Origin of the sequence: Curtobacterium uvaldense (genome assembly GCF_028307415.1) — a bacterium.
GTDB lineage: Bacteria > Actinomycetota > Actinomycetes > Actinomycetales > Microbacteriaceae > Curtobacterium.
In genome coordinates this window covers 1-3,315 of sequence record NZ_JAQMHU010000063.1, presented here as the reverse complement: position 1 = coordinate 3,315, position 3,315 = coordinate 1, and the positions used below count along the sequence as shown (strand labels likewise).

The window sequence follows — 3,315 nt, the reverse complement described above, 5'->3', positions numbered from 1 at the left end:
ACCGAGACGACGCTGCTGCGGTCGTACGGCATCGTCGTCCGCTACCTGAACCGGGTCGGTCTCGCCGCACGCGACCCCTTCGCCTGCCCGATGGTCGCCGAGCTCCGCATCCACTGACGCGGTCCTCCGCGCCGGCGGGCTGCGGGACCTCGCAGGTCTGCGCGGGTTGCCGCACGGCCCCCACTGCGGAGCGCACCCCCGAGGTACCGTCGGGCGACCACAGTCCGCGCGCACGGTGAAGGGGGCCTCGTGACCACGGCGACCGACACGACGGCGACGACCGACAGGACGACGACGCGGCAGCCGACGGTGGACCCCGGAGCGGCGGCGCCGCCGCACGCGGGGACGGAGCCGTCCGTCCTCGACGGTCTGGCCGTCGTCGCCGACCGCGACCCGCACGCCCTCGCCCTGGTCGACGAGCACGGCGAGACCACCCACGGTGCCCTCGACCGCACCGCCCGCGCCCTCGGCCTGCTCCTGGACGCACAGCTCACCCCCGACGACCACACCGGCCGCGGGGTCGACGTCGAGCAGGGCCGTGCACCCGTCCCCGTCGGCGCGATGGTCGCGCACGGTGCCGGGTCGGTCGTCGCCCTCCTCGGACTCCTGCACGCGGGCCGTGTCGTCGTCGCGCTCGACCCGTCCCTCCCCGGGGCCCGGCTGCAGCACGTGGTGGCGCTCGCCGGCATCGTGGACGTCGTCGCGGACGCGGAGCACGCCGACCGCGCCGCGGCCCTCGTCCCCGAGCAGGGCCGGGTGCTGTCGCTCGAGGACCTGCTCGGAGACGCTCGGACCGCCGCCGCGACCGAGGGCGACCTCGCCGTCGTCCCGGGAGCCCGGGAACGCGGTGGTCGCGACCCGGCGGTCGTCGTCTTCACGTCGGGGTCGACCGGGGTGCCGAAGGGCGTCACGATGACCCACCGGCAGCTCGTCGTCGACAGCGTCGCCCAACGGGAGGCCTTCCGGCTCGTCCCGACGGACCGCGTGGCCTCGGTGCTCCCGCACGGGTTCGCCGCCGGGCTGACGCTCGTGCTGTCGGCCCTGCAGGCCGGTGCCTCCGTGCACGTCGCCGATCCGCGTCGCACCGGCGTCGACCGCCTCGTCACCTGGGTCCGCGACGCACGCCTGACGACACTGCACACCACCCCGCACCTGCTGCGGTCGATCACCGGCGCCCTCGACCCCTCCGACGACCGGTTGCGTGCGCTCCGCGTCGTCGCCACCCTCGGCGAGGCGGTGACGGGCACGGACGTCACGGCGCTGCGGCCGCTGCTCGGCCCCGGCGCGTCGTTCTGCAACCAGACCGGGTCGAGCGAGACCGCCGTGTACGCCGTGCACGAGATCCGCGCGGGGGACCCGGTGCCCGAGCGCAGCGTGCCCGCCGGCAGGATCGTCACGGGCAAGCGCATCGAGGTCCGCCGACCCGACGGCTCCGTGGCCGACGTCGGCGAGAGCGGTGCGGTCGTCTGCGTCTCCGACGCCATGACGAGCGGGTACTGGGGCGCGCCGGACGCGACCGCAGACCGGGCGGGCACCGCCGCGGACGGCACGCCGACGTGGACGGTCGGTGACCTCGGACGCTTCGACGACCAGGGCCGGCTCACCCTGCTCGGCCGCGCCGACGACGCGGCGAAGGTGCGCGGGCACCTGGTCGAGCCGAGCGAGGTCGAGGCGGCGCTCCGCACCGTCGACGCGGTGCAGGAAGCGGCGGTCGTCGCGGTGCAGGCCCCACCCGCGCCGACCCGGCTCGTCGCCTACGTCGTGAGCCGCCCGGGTCGCCGCTCGCCGTCACCGGCCGCGATCCGCAGGGCCCTCCGCGACCTGCTGCCCGACCACATGGTGCCGACCACGATCGTCCCGGTGACGACGCTGCCCCGGAACGAGCGCGGCAAGGTCGACCGGACCCGCCTGCCCGAGGCACCCGCGCTCAGCACCACGGTGGGCGGAGACGGCGCGGCGTTCGGCGAGGACACCTACGACCAGTGGCAGCTCGCGGTCGGGCAGATCTGGGCCGAGGTGCTCGGGCTGCCCGCCGTCGGGCCGCTCGAGCTGCCGGCGGTCGGGCTCGACAACGACTTCTCCGCACTCGGTGGCGACTCGCTCTCGGCGGAGGAGATGCTCGCCGCCGTCTCCGACCGGCTCGGCGTGGACGTCCCCTCGTCGGAACTCCTCCGGCACCCGACGCTGCGCAGCTTCACCGCGCGGATCCGTCTCGGCGCCGCCGCGGTCCCCGGTCACCCGGACGTCGTGACGCTGACGGCGCGTGCACCGGGCGACGCCGACCCCCTGTTCTGCGTCGCGGGTGCCGGAGCCCTGGCACTGACGTTCGTCCCGCTCGCCCGTCACCTGGGTGACCGTCCGGTGTTCGCCTTCCAGCAGCACGGTCTGGAGCGGCGCTCGGTGCCGGACTGGAGCATCCCGGCCATGGCCCGCCGCTACATCGAGCTCCTGCGGGTCGTGCAGCCCTCCGGCCCGTACACCCTCGTCGGGCACTCGTTCGGTGGCCTCGTCGCCCTGGAGATGGCCTCGGTGCTCGCCGGTGCCGGTCACGAGGTCGCCCGGGTCGTCCTGCTCGACACCCACCTGCCCGAGCAGGCCTCCGAGCGGGCCGACACCGTCGAGTTCGGGCAGCTCGACCTCGGCCGGCCGGCAGCGCGTCCGGTGCCCGGCGTGCTCCGGCGGCTCGCCGTGCGCACGAGTGCGCTCCGCAGTCGCTCCGCCACCCCGTTCGCGCGCATCGGCCGCCGGGCTCGGGGCGTCGGCGCCGGGGTGGTCCGCTGGCAGGGCCAGCGCCACTTCCGGGCCTTCTTCGACCAGGCGCTCCTCGTGTCCCGCCGGTGGGAGCCGCGCCCGTACGCGGGCCCCGTCACGCTCGTCGTCGCCGACGGCAACGACTCCGGTCCGGCCCGGTGGGCGCGGTACCTCCGGGGACCGGTGGACGCGGTGCGCGTGCACGCCGAGCACAGCTCGGTGCTGCGGGAACCACACGTCGCCGAGGTGGCGGCGCTCGTCGCCCGGCAGAGCGGGACGCCCTGAGCGAGCGCGGACGGACGGACGGGAGGCGCGGCACCGGACCGGTGTCGCGCCTCCCGTCCGTCGTCGACGTGCGTCTTCCGACCGGAGCGCACCGACACTGTCCGGTTGCGCACCACAACGAGCACTCCGGTGGCAGATCGGGGTACAGGAACGGCCCTCGAAGTCCGTTTCCTGGGGAAATGCCCGACACGGAACGGGGGACGTGACGAATCTCGGTGTCAGCCCGTCTCATCCGTGAACAGCAACCGCTGGGAACGAGTCCCGGCGGGTCCTCGAAGG

1 protein-coding gene and 1 pseudogene are annotated in these 3,315 nt (G+C 75.4%); both read left to right on the top strand.

Annotation, left to right across the window (positions count from 1 at the left end; genetic code table 11):
• Nucleotides 1–117, top strand: a pseudogene (locus PIJ49_RS16885) (acyl-CoA desaturase); the annotation flags it as partial.
• A gap of 132 nt (nucleotides 118–249) precedes the next feature.
• Nucleotides 250–3,036, top strand: coding sequence for an alpha/beta fold hydrolase (locus PIJ49_RS16880; protein ID WP_271827137.1), 2,787 nt, complete (start codon nucleotides 250–252; stop codon nucleotides 3,034–3,036).
• Nucleotides 3,037–3,315 lie beyond the last annotated feature (279 nt).